Consider the following 17389-nt stretch of genomic DNA (forward strand, 5'->3'; position numbering starts at 1 on the left):
CGGTCGGCTGGGCGCGGGCGGTTGGCGGGGCGCGCCGGGCGTCACCCGTGTGCGGCGCTGCCCTCGCGGACGGCGTTCCGGTCCCGTGCCTGCTGATGAGCGTCCCGGCGGAACGCCCACGCCATGTCGGGCTCCATCACCCAGCGGAACAGCCGCCGCACCGGCGGGGTGCACAGCGCGGTCACGAGCACCGCGGCGAAGACCGTCACCACGACCACACCCACGGGCTGGTGAACCCATGCCGGCTCGTACCAGCCCCAGAACTTGGACCCCTGGGCGACGAAGCCGTGCAGCAGATAGCCGTACAGCGTCCCCGCGCCCAGCACCGTGAACCACGCCCGGCGCCCGGGCACCCATGCCAGGAAGCAGGCCACCAGGACCAGCGAACAGCCGAAGGTCGCCAGCGTCATCACGGGCCCGTACCAGGCGGGCGCGCCGAGTTCCCCGGCACTGTCGCGGTGGTAGAACCAGGCGCCCGTCATCCGCGGGACCGCCCAGTAGGCCACGACGACCGCGGCGGCGAAGACCGGCACGGCCAGCACCCGCGCCGAGCGGCGGCGCACCAGTTGGAAGTGCTCCGGCTTGAGCAGCAGACCGAGGACGAAGTACGGCAGGAACTGAAGGGTGCGTTGCAGGTCGAGGTCGTTGCCGACGGACGGCGAGAGCGTCGCCAGCATCGCGACGACGAGGGCGACGGGCAGCGGCCACCGCACGCGCCGCCACACCGGTGTGGTCAGCCGCCAGATGAACAGCGCCGCCAGGAACCACGTCAGGTACAGCGGATCCAGCAGGCTGACGGGCCGGTCGGGCTCCTGGTCCGTCCAGCGCGTGAACAGCGTGTACGCCGTCTCGAAGACGACGTACGGCACCGCGAGCCCGGTGACCAGACGCCTGATCCGCCCCGGGCTCGCGTCGAAGGAGCGCGAGAAGTAGCCGGAGATGACGATGAACGCCGGCATGTGGAAGGCGTAGACGACCATGTAGAGCGCGCTGACCGCCCGGCTGCCGTCCCGCAACGGCTCCCAGGCGTGCCCCATGGCCACCAGCACGATCGCCAGGTACTTGGCGTTGTCGAAGAACGCGTCGCGCTGCCCGGCCTGCTCCGGCGGGGCGGCGGCGCGTGAGGTACTCGCCCCGGTCTCGCCGCCCCTGCTCGTCACGGCCCGCATGCGCAGGGTGTCCTCGCTCATCGCACCTCCCGCGCACGGTGCGGGGGAGATGGGCGGGCGGGTACACGTCCTGCCGGAGTGACGGCGGTGGGGTGCCGGTGCGACATCCCCGCCGCCTCACCACTCCGGCCTGGCGTAAACCGCTTTCTGGTGTGGATGTTGCGCGGATCACACCCAGGTGGGTGATGCCGCCCGGTCAGCTCACCGAGCAGGCCGCGCCGTTCAGTGTGAACGCCGTCGGGCTGGGGTTCGCCGTCGCCCGGGAGGCCGTGAAGCCCAGGGTGACCGAGCCCGCCGCGGGGATCGTCGCGGTGTACGAGGCGGCCGCGACACTGACCTCGGAGCCGCTCTGCGTCGCCGTGCCGCCCCAGAGGTTGGTGATGCGCTGGCTGTCCGGGAAGGTCCAGCGCAGCGTCCAGCCGTTGATCGCCGACGTGCCGGTGTTGCGCAGGGTGATCTCGCCCTGGAAGCCGCCGGGCCAGCTGCTCGTCACCTGGTAGCCGACGCCGCAGGACGACGATGAGCCGCCGGAGGAGGTCGTGAACGTCACCGTGGCCGAGCGGGGCGAACGGTTGCCGGCCGCGTCACGGGCGTAGACGGCGAAGGTGTAGGACGTGGCGGGGGACAGGCCGGTGAGGGTGGCGGTCGTGGTGGCCGTGCTGGTGGCGACCGTCTCGCTGCCGCCGCTGACCCGGACGACGTCGTAGCCGGTGACGCCCGTCGCGTCGGTGGCGGCGGACCACTTCAGGGTGGCGGAGGAGGAGGTCACCCCGGAGGCGGCCGGGGTGCCGGGGGCCGTCGGGGGAGTGGTGTCGCCTCCGCCGGAGGAGTAGATCGCGGCCTCCTTGGAGGTGGCGGCGATGCCGTTCGCGCCGTTGAAGAGCCGCTGCCCCCAGCTGGTGAGCTGGTCCGGGTCGAAGTTCGTGACCATGTCCAGGTACTCGACGCCGCCGCCGTTGCCGCTCCAGGACCAGCCGAGGTAGCCCAGGCGCAGTTGCTGGGCGACGGCCAGGATGGTGTCCTCGTCGGGGTTGCCGTCCGAGTGGTCGTGGCCGAACTCGCCTACCACTATGGGGAGTTTCGCCGTGACGAAGCGGTTCAGATAGTTGGTGATCTCGGCGGCGGTGTCGAAGACGCCGTACATGTGGATCGAGAAGATCGTGTTGGCGTCCGGGTCGGCGGCGAAGACCGAGGCGGCGTTGTCCCGCATGGTGAACGCCCAGTCCTGGCCCCAGTTGGGCGCGTCGACCATGATCGTGTGGTCGAACCCGGCGGTGCGGAGCTTCTGGATGGCCGCCTTGGTGTCGGCCGTCCAGCTCGCGTAGTTGGTGTTGCCGTACGGCTCGTTGCCGATGTTGACGATGACGTAGTCCTCCTGACCGGTCAGCGCGCTCTGCACGCTGATCCAGTAGTCGGCGGCACGGGAGAGCGTGGCGGCGCCGCTCTGTTCGCCGTATCCGGTGGTGTCGTGCACCTCCAGCACACAGATCAGCCGGTTCTGCTTGCACTGGGAGACGACGTTCGCCACGTCGGCGGTGTCGTTGCGGGTCCAGCGGTCACCGCTGGAGAGGACCACGCGGACGGTGTTGGCGCCCTTGGCCTTGATGTGCGCGAGGGAGCTGATCCGGTCCGGGAACCAGGTGTGGGCGTGGTTGACGCCGCGCATCACGAAGTCGTTGCCGGACGCCTCCAGCAGCCGGCCGTTGTCGATGCGGAAGCCGGTGGGGGCGGCGTGCGCCGGTGTACCGAGGGAGAGGAAGGAGAGCAGGAGGCCAAGGAGGGCGACGGCCACGGTGGCCACGCGCGGGGTGGGGGCGGTACGGGATCTCATGGCGGCTCCAGAGGTGGGGGGGGCGGATCGGGTGGGGCCTGTTCCGGGTCTCGTTCAGTCCCGGGGAGGGAGCGGTGGGTGTGCTGCCGGGCCGTCGCGGCGAGTGTGCCGGGGCGGTCCTGATCCGTGCCGGGTGTCAGCCGGCGGAGCTCTTCGCCGTGCACGTGACGGTCGCCGCCGGAGCGCCGGACGTTGCCGGGGCGGTGGCGACGAAACCGAACGTGGCGCTCGCGCCGGGCGCCAACGCCCCGTTCCACGCCGCGTTCGTGACCGTGGCCGTACCGTCCGCGGCCGTGGTGAGGGTGCCGTTCCAGACCTGGCCGATGCGCGCGCCGCCCGCCGGTACGACCGTCGCGGTCCAGCCCGAGGCGGCGGAGGCGGACGTGTTCGTCACGGTCACCTCGCCCTGGTAGCCGCCCTGCCACGCGGAGACGGCTCGGAAGCGCGCGGTGCAGGCCGCGGGTTCGCCCGGGCCACCCGGGTCGCCGGGATCCTGCGGGACGCCCGCGTCGAGGACGGCCGTCAGGGCCGGGAACCAGCGGGCGGCGATCTTGTCGTCACCGGAGGCGTTGGGGTGCACACCGTCGTAGGTGTCCGTGGCCGTGCTGAAGCCCGTCCACTGGTCGACCACGGTGATCGGGGAGCGTTCGGTGCCGGTCGCCCGGGCCCAGTCGGGGATCCGTGCGTTGAAGTCGACGACGCGCTGCGCACAGGCCGCGCAACTGGCCGGGTTCATGGGGATGAGCTGCGCGACGAGGATCCGCATGTCCGGATTCGAGGCCCTCATCTGCGTCACGAGCTTGGTGTAGGCGGCGAGGATGCGGTCGGGGGCGATGCTGCTCCAGACGTCGTTCGTGCCGAAGTGCATGACAACGATGTCCGGACGGGTGGCCGCGAGCCTGCCCGGCAGCAGGTTCTGGTCGGCCACATTGGTCACCAGCTCGCCGCCGTGGCCCTCGTTGTCGCCGTCGTGCGCCTGTCCGCAGCCCTGCGGCGGGAGGGTGCCGACGAAGTCGATGTCCGTGTATCCGCTGTTCTGCAGCCGGTTCCAGAGCACCGCCCGCCAGCAGCCCGGCGAGCCGGTGATCGAGTCGCCGAGCGGCATGACGCGGACGGGGTCGGCCGCCGCCGGTGCGGCTGTGGCCCGGGGCGCGAAGGTGATGCCGAGGGGGAGGAGCAGGGCGGCCAGGAGGCCGAGAACCGGGACGATCCGTAAGTGCGGGGACGAGCGGCGGGTCCTGGGCATGGTGATCCCTTCCCTGGGTGAGGTGGGAGCGCTCCCATGCATCAAGCCATTGTTGTCATTGACGCGTCAAGGGGGCGGGCGTCTGAGGGCCCGGGGCATCTTGTGCTCATGCCGGTGTCGATGGACCTGGACGGCCGTGCCGGGATCACGAGCAGGCTCCCGCTTCGCACCCGGCGTCGCCGCGGAGCCCTCCAGCAGCACCTCAGTCTCCGAGGGGGCCCCGCTGAGCGGTGAGCGCAACCCGAGCCAGGAGTTCTCGAAACTGGGCCCGATCTTCTTCGCTCAATTCCATGAGCAACTGTGATTCGGCGGCCGCGACTTCAGTTCGCACGCGCTGCAACTGCGATCGGCCTTCGTCCGTAAGGATCACGTGGCGAGCCCGCCGGTCCTGCGGATTCGGGCGCCGCGACAGCAGGCCCAGTCCCTCCAGGTCGTCGAGAAGGTAGGTCATCACCGTTCGGTCGAGACCGACCCGGCCGGCCAGTTCGAGTTGCGTGGGGGGCTTGTCCTCGGTCGCGGCCAATGCCATGAGCACCAAGTAGGCGCGTGCTCCTCCGGGCAGCGTCTCCGCGGCCTCGGCCGCAGCACGCCGAAGCGCCCCCGAAATGATGCGAATGGCCCAAACCAGGTCGTTGTCCAAGGTAGGACACTTGGCGTTGCTGCTCGCTCGGCCGCTGGGTTCAGAGCACATTCCAGCACCGTAGCATCTTAAGGCATTGCGACAGATAGTCTACATCTCAGAACATCTTGCTGGCATAGTTTTTTGAAAGGCGGGGTGCTCTGGCCCCGCAATGACGCAGCGGGTGGCGGGTCGAGGTCCGGCTGCGTTCGGTGCGGCTTACGGCGCTTCAAAAGGCCGGCGCCGAGATGCTCGCTCGCTATCGGGCGTCTGAGTTCCGTCCGTCAGGTGTGCGGGTCAACGCGGTCTCTCCGGGAGACAAACGCGCGAGGGTGCGCTGGGGACCCGAATGAAATCGCCGATGTCGTCTGCTTCCTGCTCGGACCTTCGAGCCGCTACGTCACCGGTGCCCTCCTCGCTGCCGATGGCGGCGATGGCAGCGCCTGCCCTGCCTCCGTGGGCGTAGAACGCGAAGCGCGCCCCCGCCGCTCAGTCGAGATCCGACTGGAGTTCGTCGAGAACCTCCGGGACCCGCGCTCATGCCGGATTTGCGGCCGACTCACACTTTCTTGCCGACAGATATTCTGCTGTGCATACTATCTGCATCACAGCAGAAATCTATGTTGGAGGACCGCACCGTGCACCTGTTCCGTCTCGACGCGAGCATCCGTACCGAAGGATCGGTGAGCCGCGCCCTCGCCGACACCGCCGAGCAGGCGTGGCTCGCCGAGCACCCCGGCGCCGTCGTGACCCGGCGCGACCTCGGGGTCCAGCCGCTGCCCGGGGACGCGTGGACCGCGCTCGCCCACGAAGTCGTCAACCCGGCCGCACCGGCCCCGGACGAGGCGCGCGAGCTCCTCGACCGTCTCGGCGCGGAACTCCTCGACGCCGACGCGTTCCTGTTCGCGGTGCCGATGTACAACTGGAATGTCCCGGAACAGGTCAAGACCTGGATCGACCTGATCCTGAAGCACCCCCGGGTGGGGGTGCACGGTGACTGGCCACTCAAGGGCAAGCCGGCGATCCTGACGTTGAGCCGGGGCGGCGGCTACGGGCCCGGCACCCCGAAGGAGGGCTGGGACCACGGCACCCCCTACCTGCGCAGGATCCTGGCCGACGTCTTCGGCCTCGACCTGCACATCGCCCAGGCGGAGCTGACCCACGCGTTCTGGGATCCGAAGATGGAGGCGCTGCGAGGGCTGGCCGAAGAGTCGATCAAGACGGGGCACGAGCAGGCCGCCGAGCACGGGCGGCGGGTCGCCCAGCTGATCAGGGCCTGACCGCCCCAGGGTCTGTCTCGTAGATCACCGCGGGCCGCGCCGGCGTCGTATCGCAGAGGATCCCCTGGCGAGCGTTCCTCCGCCGCTTTGCGATGCATCCACGCGGACGGCGGCTCGCCACCGCACTGATCTGCGAGACAGACCCTGAAGACGTCCGTCGTGAACGAGTGTGGGACCTGATCCCCACGGCGGACATGCCCGCACCCGGACTACGAGGCACGATAGGTTGCCCGCCATGACCGGATTAGGACCCGTCGCCTGGCCGCCTGCCCCGATAAAGACCGAACGGCTTGTGCTCCGCGAGTCAGAGGCCCGCGACCGTGCGGCGTTCATCGAGCTGTTCACCTCGCCGGAGGTGGGCACCTACCTCGGTGGCCCTCGACCGCGTGCTGAGCTCGAACGCGCGGTGCCGGACGTGCCCGGGCGGCGCCCCGGCCTGTTCGTGATCGATCTCGACGGAGCGATGATCGGTACGGTCACGCTCGACCGGCGTGACGCGGAACGCCCGGGTCGCGTCCGTCCGGAGGGCGCAGACGCCGAGCTCGGCTACATGTTCCTGCCTGAGGCGTGGGGACGCGGGTACGCCGCCGAGGCGTGTGCGGCGGCACTCCACTGGTTCGCCGACGAGCTTCCCGGTGAGCCGGTGGTGCTCTGCACCCAGACCGCGAACGACCGCTCGATGCGCCTCGCGGCGAAGCTGGGGTTCATCGAGGTGGAGCGGTTCGAGGAGTTCGGCGCCGAGCAGTGGTTCGGCGTGTGGTCCTCGGCCACGTCGTCCGGTTGAGCCGGGCCCGGCACCCTCCGCCGGGCCCTGACGGGGAGTTCGGACTCGGACTTTTGCCGTGCCATGAGGCATTCATGACCGGATGCCCAGAGAGCCGAGGTCATGATGGTCGGCGTCGGTAAGGCATGCCTTGGCTAACTCGCTTGTGCGGTGGCCGGGGCGGAGGGCCGGGAGGGCCGCAGCACATGTGGGACGACGCGTTTCCCAGCTTCCTGATCGGGCTGAGGGAGGGACTGGAAGCCGGTCTCATCGTCTCCGTGCTGGTCGCCACGCTCGCGCGGGCGGACGCCAAGTCCCGTCTGCCGCAGGTGTGGACCGGCGTGCTCGCCGCGATCGCGCTCTCGATGAGCTTCGGCGCGGTCCTCACGTTCACCGCCGCCTCTCTCTCCACCGCCGCACAGGAGGCCTTCGGCGGAACGCTGAGCATCGTGGCCGTCGCCTTCGTGACCGCGATGGTGTTCTGGATGCGCCGCTCGGCCCGCAGCCTGGCGGGCGAGATCAAGGAGAAGGTCACCGGGGCACTGACCATGGGCGCCGGCGTGCTGATCCTGACCTCCTTCCTGGCGGTGGGGCGCGAAGGCCTGGAGACCGCGCTGTTCCTGTGGACCACGGCCCGCGCGGCACACGAGTCCGCCGGGCCGCTGACCGGCGCGGGCATCGGGCTCGTGCTCGCGGCGGTGCAGTGCTGGGGGCTCTACCGCCGGGTGCTCTCCATCAACCTCACCCGCTTCTTCACCGCCACCGGCGCCGTCCTCATCGTGATCGCCGCGGGCGTGCTCGGCTACGGGCTGCGTGACCTCCAGGAGGGCGGGGTCCTGCCCGGCGGGACGGCCTACGCCGTCGACCTGAGCGGCAGCGTCGACGCCGGGTCCTGGTACAGCACCCTGCTCCAGGGCGTGCTCAACCTGACGCCGACGATGACGTGGCTGCAGGTGGCCGGGTACGTCGGGTATCTCGGCGTGGTGATGACGCTGTTCGTGAGGGGGGTACGGGGAGTTGCCCCGGCCCTGAGCCCGAGCCGGACACGGCCCGCGCCCTCGACACCGGCCCCGTCCGGCCCGGCGTCCGCGACACCGGCCCCGTCCGGCCCGGCGTCCGCGACATCGGCCCCAACTGGTGCCGTGCCTGCGGTTGATGCCGCGCCCGTGACGCGTACTGCCGGGCCCGCAGCTCCGCCCGGGCCCGACCCCGCGACACCGGCCCCGTCCGCCACATCGCCCCAGCCCGCGAAGGCCACACCGACCCAGCCCACCCCCGCACCCACCCGCCACCGCCCCGCCTGGCTCATCCCCGTCGCCGTCGTCGCCGTACCCGCGATTCTCGCCGGACTCGTCGTCGCCCTGGCGCGCCCCAAGCCCGCCGAGGGCGAGACCGTCGCCGTCTCCGCCAAGAGCTGCGGTCAGGGTTTCACCGCGCCCGAGCCGGGGCGGCAGACCTTCCAGATGCGCAACACCGGCGACCAGACGTCCGAGGTGTACCTCATCGACCCGGACACCAACGCGGTCTACGGCGAGATCGAGGGCCTGGCCCCCGGCACCACCCGGGACCTCGTCGCCACCGTGGCGGGCGGTACGTACGCCTGGCGCTGTGTCCCCACCGACGGCAAGGCCGTCACCTCCAAGGCGGTCCGGGTCGGTGGCGCCGCCGGTGCCAGGGCCGTGGTCCCCGTCTCCGCGAAGGATCTCGCGGGACCCCTGCGGGCTTACAAGGCGTACGTCGACCGGGGCCTGGCCACCCTCGTCACCGAGACCCGGACACTCAGCGACGACATCCGCACCGGGCACCTGGACAGGGCACGCGCCGACTGGTTGACCGCGCACCGCACCTACGCCTCCCTCGGCGCCGCCTACGGCACCTTCGAGGACTTCGACCAGAAGATCAACGGCCGGCCCGACGGTCTGCCGGGCGGGGTCCACGACAAGGACTTCACCGGCTTCCACCGGATCGAGTACGGGCTGTGGCACGGCCAGCCGGCCGGTGAGCTCAAAGGCCCGGCGGGGCAACTCGCAGCCGACGCCGCCGGGTTGTGGAAGGCCTTCCCGCATCAGGACTTCGACTCTTCCGACCTGCCCCTGCGTGCTCACGAGATCCTGGAGAACACCCTCCAGTTCGAGCTGACCGGCGACACCGACCAGGGCAGCGGCACCGGACTGGCCACGGCCGAGGCCAACCTCGCCGGGACCCGCGAACTGCTCACCGTACTGCGCCCGTTGCTCACGGCCCGGGCCCCGCATCTGCTGCCGACCGTCGACGCGGACAGCGCACGGCTCCGGACGCTGCTCGACGCCCAGCACCGCGACGGCCGCTGGACCCCCGTCGACCGGCTCGGCCGGACCGCCGAAGAGCGGATCGACGGGGCCACGGGGCAGCTCCTGGAAGACCTGTCGCCGGTGCCGGACCTGCTCGAGATCAGGAAGTCCGCGTGAGCACCGGACGCCGCCGGAACCACGAACACACCGAAGGGAACGTCCCCATGCCGTCCGCCGACACCCCTCCGCAGGGCTGCCCCGCCCACGCCGGCCGCCGTGCCTTCGTCAAGACGGCCCTGGGCGCAGGAGCCGCGGGCGCGGTCCTCGCCGGGGGAGGCACGGCCCTCGCCGAGACGGGCGGCAGTACGGCACGGGCGGCCGGGGCGTCCGAGGAGGCGAACGCCGCCGCCGTGCCCTTCCACGGCACCCACCAGGCCGGAATCCTCACTCCCCAGCAGAAGGCCGCCGCCTTCGTCTCCTTCGACGTCATCGCCCGCGACCGCGCGGAACTGGCCGACCTGCTGCGCACCCTGACCCAGCGGGCCCGTTTCCTCACCGCCGGCGGCACCCCCGCCGACCTCGGTGTCGGCGCCCCGCCCTCGGACAACGGCATCCTCGGCCCGGTCGTCCCGGCCGACGCGCTCACCGTGACCGTAGGCGTCGGTGCCTCCCTCTTCGACGACCGCTACGGACTCGCCGAGGCGAAGCCGCGCCGGCTCACGCCCATGCGCACCTTCCCCAACGACAACCTGAACCCGGCCGAGTGCCACGGCGACCTGTCCCTCCAGATCTGCGCGGCCCGGCAGGACACCGTGCTGCACGCGCTGCGCGACATCGCCAAGCACACCCGGGGCGCGATGCAGGTCCGCTGGCGTGTCGACGGCTTCCAGAACGTCCCCCGGCCCAGCGGCGCGCAGCGCAACCTGCTGGGCTTCAAGGACGGCATAGCCAACCCGGACGTCGCGTCGGCCCGCGAGATGGACCACCTCGTGTGGGTCGGCGACGGGCAGGGGGAACCCGGCTGGGCGACCGGAGGCAGTTACCAGGTCGTCCGGATCATCCGGATGCTCGTGGAGTTCTGGGACCGCGTCTCGCTGACCGAGCAGGAGCAGATGTTCGGCCGCCGCAAGGACACCGGTGCGCCGCTGGACGGTGTCAAGGAGACCGACAGCCCGAACTACGTCAGGGACCCGCACGGCACCGCCATCCCGCTCGACGCCCACATCCGCCTCGCCAACCCGCGCACCACGGCGACCGACGACTCCCGCATCCTGCGCCGGGGTTACAACTACGACCGGGGCGTCGACAGCGTCGGCGACCTCGACATGGGCCTGGTCTTCTGCTGCTACCAGCAGGACGTACGGCGCCAGTTCGAGGCCACGCAGACCCGGCTGATCGACGAACCCCTCGTCGACTACATCTCCCCGACCGGCGGCGGCTACTTCTTCGCCCTGCCCGGCGTGCGCTCGTCCGCCGACTGGTTCGGCCGGGGACTGCTCTCGGCTTGAAGGCCCGCCGACCGGGTCAACTCACGTCCGTGTCAGAACTGTTGACCGCACAGTGAAAACGTTTTAACTTCCCTTCACCGGACACGCCGAGGTGAGGGGGAGCCGTGGCAACTGCCTTACGGGAACGAGCAGGTACGAAGGGGGTTGGCCCAAGGCGACGCGATCCTGATGAGGTGAAGCGTCAGCGTAAAGGTTTTCAGAACCGGACGTTGTTCCTGCTGATGCTGCCCGGCGTCGCCTACTTCCTGCTGTTCCACTACGGCGCACTCGTCGGCAACGTCATCGCGTTCAAGGAGTACGTGCCGTTCGACGGCCTGTGGGGCAGCCCCTGGGTGGGCCTGGGCAACTTCCAGCGCATGTTCGAGGACGCGGCGTTCTGGGACTCGGTCCTCAACACCCTCTGGATCGCCGTCCTCCAGCTGGTCTTCTACTTCCCGGTGCCGCTCGGTCTCGCCCTGCTGCTGCACACCCTCACCTGGAGCACGGTGCGCCGGTTCGTGCAGTCGGTGGCGTATCTGCCGCACTTCATCTCGTGGGTGATCGTCGTCGCGCTGTTCCAGCAGGTGCTGGGGGACACCGGCCTGCTCAACAGCGGCCTGAGCGGGGCCGGTCTGCACACCGTCGACATCATCGGCAACCCCGACGCGTTCCAGCCGCTCGTCGTCGCCCAGGTCATCTGGAAGGACGCCGGCTGGGGCACGATCATCTTCCTCGCCGCGCTCGCCCAGGTCGACGAGCAGCAGTACGAGGCCGCCGCCATCGACGGCGCCGGACCCTGGCGGCGCTTCTGGCACGTCACCCTGCCCGCCATCCGCCCGGTGGTCGTGCTGCTGCTCATCATGCGGCTCGGTGACATCCTCTCCGTCGGCTTCGAGCAGATGCTGCTGCAACGCGACGCGGTCGGACCGGAGACCGCCGAGGTCATCGACACGTTCGTGTACTACCAGGGCATCGTCGGCGGCGACTACGGATTCGCCGCTGCCGCGGGCCTGTTCAAAGGGCTCGTCGGCGCCCTCCTCGTCTACGCGGCCAACAAGGTCGCCCACCGCCTCGGCGAACAGGGGGTCTACAAGTGAGCGCGTCCGCCCGGCCCGGCTGGATGGAGAAACCCCGGCCGCTCACCCAGGCCGCGAAGGCCCTCGCCCTCGCCGCGGTCGTACTGCTGGTGTGCGTGCCGTTCCTGGTGATCGTGTCGACCTCGCTGGCGTCCACCCGGGAGGTCGTCGACAACGGCGGCTGGGTGCTCTGGCCCACCGAACCCTCGCTCGACGCCTACCGCGACATCTTCGACGGCGGCATCGTCACCCACGCCCTCGGCGTCAGCGCCGGTGTCACGATCGTGGGCACCCTGCTCAGCCTCGCCTGCACGGTGACCCTGGCCTATGCGCTGTCCCGCCCGGGCGTCTTCGGCGGCAAACCGGTCCTGCTGCTGGTGCTGTTCACGTTCCTCTTCCCGCCCGGCATGATCCCGAGCTTCCTGCTCGTCAAGGAACTCGGCCTGCTCGACTCGTACGCCTCGCTCGTCCTGCCCGTCCTGGTCAACGTGTTCAACCTGGTCGTCCTGCGCGGCTTCTTCCAGTCGATCCCCGAGGAGCTGTACGAGGCGGCCCGGCTGGACGGGGCGGGGGACTGGCGGGTGCTGGTGTCGGTGGTGCTGCCGCTGTCCAAGGCCGCGCTCGCCGTCGTCGGCCTGTTCTACGCCGTCGCCTACTGGAACTCCTGGTTCTACGCCTCGCTGTACTTGGAGAGTGACCACTGGCCGCTCCAGCAGGTGCTGCGCACCTATGTGGTGGCCGGTGCCGGACTCACCGATGCCACCACCGGCGAGGCCACCGTCACCGCTCCGCAGACCGTGCAGATGGCGGTGCTCGTGATCGCCACCGTGCCGATCCTGCTCGTCTACCCCTTCCTGCAGAAGTACTTCACCAAGGGCGTGCTCACCGGCGCCATCAAGAGCTGACCCAAGCCGACACGAGGTGATTCACTCATGCCCCGCATGTCCCGACGCACCCTCCTGCGCTCCATGGCAGTGGGCGGTGCCGCCGTCTCCGTCCCCGGTCTGCTGACCGCGTGCTCCTCGGACTCCGGCGACAGCGACGTCTCCAACGCCGGCAAGAAACTCGCCCCCTGGCCCGCCTACCGGCCGGCCGCCGGGCCCGAGCCCGACCTGGCGCCCACCGACTCCGGGGTCCAGGCCGGCTACACCTCCTACCCGTCCGACCTGGTCAAGTCCGTCACCCGCACGCCGGGCGACGGCTCCACCATCCGCGTCATGACCGTCTCCTTCGGCACCCCGCCCAAGCCGGCCTCGCAGAACCGCTTCTGGGCGGCCGTCGAGAAGGCCCTCGGCGTGAAGATCGAGTACACGATCATTTCCCAGGCCGACTACCAGAAGAAGATGGCGACCGTGATGGCGGGCGACGCCGACGCCCTGCCCGACATCATCAACATGTTCGCCGGCTTCACCCTGCCCCGTGAGGCGCAGTTCGTGCAGCGCCGCGCCCAGGACCTCACGCCGTACCTCTCCGGCGACACGATCGCCGACTACCCCAACCTCGCCAACATCCCCACCCACGCCTGGCGCGACATGGGCCGCATCGGCGGCCGCATCTACGGCATCCCGCTGGAACGCCCGCTGCCCGGTTCGACCCTCTGGATCAACCAGGACATGTTCGCGGACGCGGGCATGAAGGAGGGCTGGGCGGCCGAGGACTTCGCCGCCGTGGCCCGGCAGGGCACCCGCGGCAGGACGTACATGCTCGGCGCCGCCAACGGCTCCCTGTTCGGCAACGGCTACCACTCCGCCGCCCACAACGCGCCCCAGCGCTGGGCCGTCACCAAGGACGGCACCTTCCTGCCGGCCGCCGCGGACGAGCGCTACAAGGCGTCCATCGCCTTCCAGGCCCAGCTACGCAAGAACGGCTCCTACCACCCCGACGCCACGTCCATCTCCCAGATCGACCTGACGACCCTCTACTACAACGGCACCGTCGGCTCCATGCAGGACGGGTTCGGCGCCTACCTGCCCAAGTACCGGGAGTCCAAAGGCAAGATGAGCCCCGCCGCGGCCCTGCCGTACAGCGTCGGCGGCGAGCCCGGCGGCACCGTCGCCGCCCGCCGCTCCTTCGGCTACACCGTCCTGAAGCAGGCGAAGAAGGAGCGCGTCGAACTGCTGCTGCGCATCCTCGACTACCTCGCCGCGCCCTTCGGCAGTCAGGAGTGGGAACTCGTCCACTACGGCGTCGAGGGCGTCCACTTCACCCGCGCCAAGGACGGCTCGCCCGAGTTCACCAAGCTCGGCGAGGTCGAGAACAACACCAACCTGCCTCTGAAGTACCTCGCCGAAGGCCCCCAGGTGCTGTTCGTGCCCGGCATGCCCGACGCCGTGCGCGCCCTGCACGCCTGGCAGCAGAAGGTCGTACCGCACGCCATCCGCGACGCCTCCTTCGGGCTCCAGTCCGCGACGAACAACTCCCAGGGCGCCACCCTCAAGACGTTCCTGGACGACACCATCACCGGGATCATCGCCGGGCGCCTGCCCATGTCCGAGTGGGACGTGGCCGTGAAGAAGTGGCGGAGCCGGGGCGGCGACAGAATGGCCGAGGAATACGCCGAGGACTACGCGGCCAACACCTGAGCAGCGGTGACCGGAAGAGGAGACGCGGGGGATGGGGAACGACATGGGGTCCAAGGGACGGGTCACGATCCGCGAGGTCGCCGAACGGGCGGGCGTGTCCACGGCCACCGCCTCCCGCGCGCTCAGCGGCAACCACCCGGTGCCCCCGGCGACCCGGGCCCGGGTCCTGCGCGCGGCCCGCGACCTCGACTACGTGGCCAACGCGCACGCCCGCGCCCTGGTCGGCGGCGGCCGCAAGATGGCCGCCGTCGTGGTCCGCCAGGTCACCAGCCCCTTCTACGCCCAAGTGGCCGAGGGCGTGGAGGCGGAGGCCGCCGACCGGGGCTGGCTCTGCGTGGTCGGAGCCACCGGCGGCGACGCCCAGCGCGAGATGGAGTTCGTGCGGCTCATGCGGGAGGAGGGCGCCCGGCTGGTGATCCTGGTCGGCGGGGTCGTCGAGGACGACGCCTACCGCGAGCGCGTCGCCCACTACGCCCACGCCCTCGACTCCTCCGGAGCCCGGCTCGTGCTCTGCGGCCGGCCCGCGCCCGACCCGGAGATCCCGGCGCTCGTCGTCGAGTTCGACAACGAGGCCGGGGCCCGCGCCATCACCGCCCATCTGCTCTCGGCCGGCCACCGCGGGATCGTGTTCCTCGGCGGACTGCCCGGCAACACCGCCCTCGACGCCCGCGTCGCCGGCTACCGGGCCGCCCTCGCCGAGCACGGGCTGCCGCCCGGGGCCGCACACGTCGTCGACTGCGGACTCGGCCGGGCCGCCGGGCACCGCGCGATGACCGAACTCCTCAAATCGGAACGGGAGTTCACCGCGGTCTTCGCCGGCGACGACATGGTCGCCGCCGGCGCCCTGCGCGCCATCGCCGACACCGGACTGCGCGTGCCCGGTGACATCTCCGTCGTCGGCTACAACGACATCCCGTTGGCGGAGGACTTCAACCCGCCCCTCACCACCGTCCGCACCCCCGCGGAGGAACTCGGCCGCGCCGCCGTGCGCATCGCGCTGCGCGACCCCGAGCACGCCGCCGGGGCCCACCATCTGCTCGGCACCCACATCGTCGTACGCGACAGCGTCGGCGCGCCCCCGCCCGGGCGCGCCCTGTGACCAACGGAGGAACCGCACCCGCATGAGCGCGCCGCACGTGTCGCTCCCCGACCCGACGCACCTCCCCAACCTGCCCCAGCTGCCACTCCCCGACCCGCTGACCTCGCCCCTCACCGGCTGGACCCGCGCCCACTGGGAGGCCGTCGCCGACCGTCTCCTCGACGCCCTGACGCCCTACGCCTCCCCGGGCCTGGCCCAGTACCGGCTGCCCGGCCCGCCCAGTCACTCCGGGCCCTGGTCGGACGGTCTCGAGGGCTTCGCCCGCTCCTTCCTGCTGGCCGCGTTCCGCATCGCCGGTTCGGGCGGGCAGGGGGTGCCCGGCCTGATCGAGCGGTACGCGGCCGGGCTCGCGGCCGGCACCGACCCGCGCGGCCCCGACCGCTGGCCGCCGATCACCGACCGGTCCCAGCCCATGGTGGAGGCCGCGTCCCTCGCGATCGCCCTGCACGAGACCCGTCCCTGGATCTGGGACCGGCTCGACGACCGGGTACGGCAGCGGGTCGCCGACTGGCTCGGCGGCTTCGTCGGAGCCGTGGTCAACGACTCCAACTGGCGGCTGTTCCAGGTCATCACCGAGGAGTTCCTCGCCTCCGTCGGCGCCCCGCACAGGCGCAGCGAGATCGACGCCGGCCTCGCACGCCTGGAGGACTGGTACCGGGGCGACGGCTGGTACACCGACGGCGACGGCCGCAAGTTCGACTACTACAACGCCTGGGCGCTGCACCTCTATCCGGTCCTGTGGGCCCGTATCGCGGGGCCGCGCGCCGACCCCCGCATGGTGGCGGAACACCGCACGCGCCTGCGGTCGTTCCTCCACGCCCACCAGCACTTCTTCGGCGCCGACGGCGCCCCTGTCCACCAGGGCCGCTCGCTCACCTACCGGTTCGCGACGGCGGCCCCGCTGTGGGCGGGCGCCCTCGCCGACGCCACGCCGCTGCCGCCCGGCCGCACCCGGCGTCTCGCCTCCGGCGCGCTGAAGCACTTCGCCGAGCGCGGCGTGCCGGACGCCGAGGGGCTGCTCACCCTCGGCTGGTACGGGCCCTTCCTCCCGGTCGTCCAGCGGTACTCGGGCCCGGCCTCCCCGTACTGGGCGAGCAAGGCCTTCCTCGGCCTGCTCCTGCCCGCCGACCACCCCGTGTGGACCGCGCCCGAGGAACCCGGTCCGGTCGAGACCGCGGACGTACGCCTCGCGTTACCGGCCCCCGGCTGGCTGCTGCACTCCACAGCGGCCGACGGGATCGTACGGCTCGTCAACCACGGCAGCGACCGGCTGCCGCCCCCGCCCGCCACAGCGCAGGACAGCCCGCACTACGCCCGCCTCGCCTACTCCAGCGCGACGGCCCCCGAGACACCGGCCGACCGGGCCCCCGACAACCGCATCGCCCTCCTCGCCCCCGACGGCACACCCAGCCCACGCGGCCGGATCCACCCCCTCGGCGTCGAGGGCGACCGGGCCGCCTCCTGGCACCGGGCCGTGCTCCCGGGAAGCCCCGAAGGCCACCGCATCGAGACGATCAGCGTCGTGCGCGGCCCGTGGGAGGTGCGCGTACACCGCGTCGACGCGCCGCCCGGCACGCCCGTGCGCGAGGGCGGCTGGGCCGTCGCCGACGACACCGGGCCGCCCGTCGCCCGGACCGGCCCGGGCTGGGCGCGGGCCCGGCGCGCGGACGGACTGGCCAGCACGATCGTCGGCCTGCACGGGTGGCGGGACGCGGGGACGGCCGTGGCGCAGGCGGACGGCACCAACGCCTACGGCCGCCACTCGGCGACCCCGTATCTCACGCTGCCCGCTCACCCGGGCGGCACCCACCTCCTGGTCACCCTCGTCGTGCTGAGCTCCGATCCGGAGGCGAACGACGGCGACCCGCACGCGCGGGGTAAAGGACCGCGCGTGCGGGTCACCGGGGCCGGCGGGGTGGAGATCCGCTTCCCGGACGGCACCCGGGAGCGGGTGCCATGTTGACCGG

At 71.3% G+C, this 17389-nt stretch carries 14 protein-coding genes; 10 read left to right on the forward strand and 4 right to left on the reverse strand.

Annotated features, from left to right (window positions below):
• Positions 1 to 41 precede the first annotated feature (41 nt).
• The 4 genes from ACH4G3_RS20920 to ACH4G3_RS20935 form a co-directional block, all read right to left on the reverse strand.
• Positions 42 to 1169: an acyltransferase family protein gene (locus ACH4G3_RS20920; protein WP_397626176.1), complete on the reverse strand. Its 1128-nt coding sequence runs from the start codon at positions 1167 to 1169 to the stop codon at positions 42 to 44.
• A gap of 196 nt (positions 1170 to 1365) precedes the next feature.
• Positions 1366 to 3000 (reverse strand): cellulase family glycosylhydrolase, encoded by a 1635-nt coding sequence (locus ACH4G3_RS20925; RefSeq protein ID WP_397625904.1) that lies wholly within the window; start codon positions 2998 to 3000, stop codon positions 1366 to 1368.
• A gap of 136 nt (positions 3001 to 3136) precedes the next feature.
• Entirely contained in the window at positions 3137 to 4246 is a 1110-nt protein-coding gene (locus tag ACH4G3_RS20930; RefSeq protein ID WP_397625905.1) for a GDSL-type esterase/lipase family protein, read from the reverse strand.
• Between the two features lie 202 nt (positions 4247 to 4448).
• Positions 4449 to 4886: a MarR family winged helix-turn-helix transcriptional regulator gene (locus tag ACH4G3_RS20935; protein ID WP_397625906.1), complete on the reverse strand. Its 438-nt coding sequence runs from the start codon at positions 4884 to 4886 to the stop codon at positions 4449 to 4451.
• A gap of 227 nt (positions 4887 to 5113) precedes the next feature.
• Between ACH4G3_RS20935 and ACH4G3_RS20940 the strand changes: the two genes are divergently transcribed.
• The 10 genes from ACH4G3_RS20940 to ACH4G3_RS20985 all read left to right on the forward strand — a co-directional run bounded on the left by ACH4G3_RS20940 (position 5114) and on the right by ACH4G3_RS20985 (position 17385).
• Positions 5114 to 5218: a hypothetical protein gene (locus ACH4G3_RS20940; protein ID WP_397626177.1), complete on the forward strand. Its 105-nt coding sequence runs from the start codon at positions 5114 to 5116 to the stop codon at positions 5216 to 5218.
• A 285-nt stretch (positions 5219 to 5503) separates the two neighbouring features.
• Positions 5504 to 6145, forward strand: coding sequence for an FMN-dependent NADH-azoreductase (locus tag ACH4G3_RS20945; protein WP_397625907.1), 642 nt, complete (start codon positions 5504 to 5506; stop codon positions 6143 to 6145).
• Between the two features lie 235 nt (positions 6146 to 6380).
• Entirely contained in the window at positions 6381 to 6929 is a 549-nt protein-coding gene (locus ACH4G3_RS20950; RefSeq protein WP_397625908.1) for a GNAT family N-acetyltransferase, read from the forward strand.
• A gap of 185 nt (positions 6930 to 7114) precedes the next feature.
• Positions 7115 to 9355, forward strand: coding sequence for an iron uptake transporter permease EfeU (gene efeU, locus ACH4G3_RS20955; RefSeq protein ID WP_397625909.1), 2241 nt, complete (start codon positions 7115 to 7117; stop codon positions 9353 to 9355).
• 47 nt (positions 9356 to 9402) lie between these two features.
• Positions 9403 to 10686, forward strand: a complete 1284-nt coding sequence (gene efeB / locus ACH4G3_RS20960) for an iron uptake transporter deferrochelatase/peroxidase subunit (RefSeq protein WP_397626178.1) — start codon at positions 9403 to 9405, stop codon at positions 10684 to 10686.
• A 221-nt stretch (positions 10687 to 10907) separates the two neighbouring features.
• Positions 10908 to 11762: an ABC transporter permease gene (locus ACH4G3_RS20965; protein WP_354740654.1), complete on the forward strand. Its 855-nt coding sequence runs from the start codon at positions 10908 to 10910 to the stop codon at positions 11760 to 11762.
• Positions 11759 to 12646, forward strand: coding sequence for a carbohydrate ABC transporter permease (locus tag ACH4G3_RS20970; protein ID WP_354740351.1), 888 nt, complete (start codon positions 11759 to 11761; stop codon positions 12644 to 12646). Before ACH4G3_RS20965 ends, ACH4G3_RS20970 begins: the two co-directional genes overlap by 4 nt.
• 27 nt (positions 12647 to 12673) lie before the next feature.
• On the forward strand, positions 12674 to 14323 hold the full coding sequence (locus tag ACH4G3_RS20975) for an extracellular solute-binding protein (RefSeq protein ID WP_397625910.1): 1650 nt from the start codon (positions 12674 to 12676) through the stop codon (positions 14321 to 14323).
• 43 nt (positions 14324 to 14366) lie between these two features.
• Positions 14367 to 15422: a LacI family DNA-binding transcriptional regulator gene (locus tag ACH4G3_RS20980; RefSeq protein WP_397626179.1), complete on the forward strand. Its 1056-nt coding sequence runs from the start codon at positions 14367 to 14369 to the stop codon at positions 15420 to 15422.
• Between the two features lie 22 nt (positions 15423 to 15444).
• Positions 15445 to 17385 (forward strand): DUF2264 domain-containing protein, encoded by a 1941-nt coding sequence (locus ACH4G3_RS20985; protein ID WP_397625911.1) that lies wholly within the window; start codon positions 15445 to 15447, stop codon positions 17383 to 17385.
• Positions 17386 to 17389: the final 4 nt, after the last annotated feature.

Source organism: Streptomyces afghaniensis, from assembly GCF_044327915.1.
GTDB lineage: Bacteria > Actinomycetota > Actinomycetes > Streptomycetales > Streptomycetaceae > Streptomyces > Streptomyces afghaniensis.